Below are 866 nucleotides of genomic sequence, written 5' to 3'. Positions count from 1 at the left end.
CTGAAATGGCATGCTTGCGGCAGAGTTCCCGGGCTGAAACCCCGGCTTCTGCCTCGCGGAGAATACTGATGATCTGTTCGTCGGAAAATCGCTTCTTCATGGGGATGTCCTCATGTGGCTTATGAAGACATTACTAACATCACGGTGTATTAATCAACGGGGAGCAGGTCATCCACGCCGGGTACGTCCTTAAGCACGAAATCCGGGAATACATCATCCTCGCCGTCGTAGCGCAGCGGCTTAATGAAGGCACGTTTTTCCTGCCACAGCCGGTCTTCGACCATTCCCTCATAGCGGGAGTCCAGCGGAATATAGCGCGGACTGACGGTCATCAGCGCCACGTCGATAACCCTGCAGCTGCTTCGCGGCACGTTACGGCCATCTTTACGTATAAAGGCGGTCTCCGGCGGCTCGGTTTGACAGATGAGCATCGTCCGGGCGCCGCGCCGCCAGTCTCCGAGCTCCCGCGAAAAGCTCCGTGCGAGCCGGTCCCTGACGTCGTCAGGCAACTCCAGCGAGGGAAAGCCGGCAAACAGCCCCAGCGGCAGCGTATGCTGCAGCCGTTCTTCGGCGGCATCGCTCCAGGCAGCCAGCTGCGAAAAAAAAATCAGGCGGCGGGAGGCGCTGCCGGCGTCCTTTGCGGTCTGCCGGTTCTGCGCAGCCTGCGGCGAATCCTTCATGGCCATCAGCATCAGCGACTGCCGGAGCGGAACCCGGCCGATGCGGATGCGCCCTGCCGTCTCATTCAGGCGCCAGCTCACCCAGCCCGGCGAGCGTTTCTTTTTATCGAATGCAGGATGCCAGACGTTGATGCCGGACTGCTCCCAGAGCAGGTGGAGCAGCCCCAGCAGGCGCATCGAGGGCTG

The 866-nt window shown here is 61.0% G+C and carries 2 protein-coding genes; both read right to left on the bottom strand.

Features of this window, described 5'->3' with window-relative positions; translation table 11 throughout:
- Positions 1-100, bottom strand: a 100-nt coding sequence (locus CBW22_RS25065) for a transposase (protein ID WP_141097381.1), incomplete at its 3' end; no start/stop codon positions are given.
- A 49-nt stretch (positions 101-149) separates the two neighbouring features.
- Positions 150-866, bottom strand: a 717-nt coding sequence (locus CBW22_RS25060) for a DUF1173 family protein (RefSeq protein WP_141097380.1), incomplete at its 5' end; no start/stop codon positions are given.

Source organism: Pantoea sp. VS1 (assembly GCF_002207995.1).
In the GTDB taxonomy this organism is placed as follows: domain Bacteria; phylum Pseudomonadota; class Gammaproteobacteria; order Enterobacterales; family Enterobacteriaceae; genus Pantoea; species Pantoea dispersa.
This window is presented reverse-complemented; position numbering and strand designations above follow the sequence as displayed.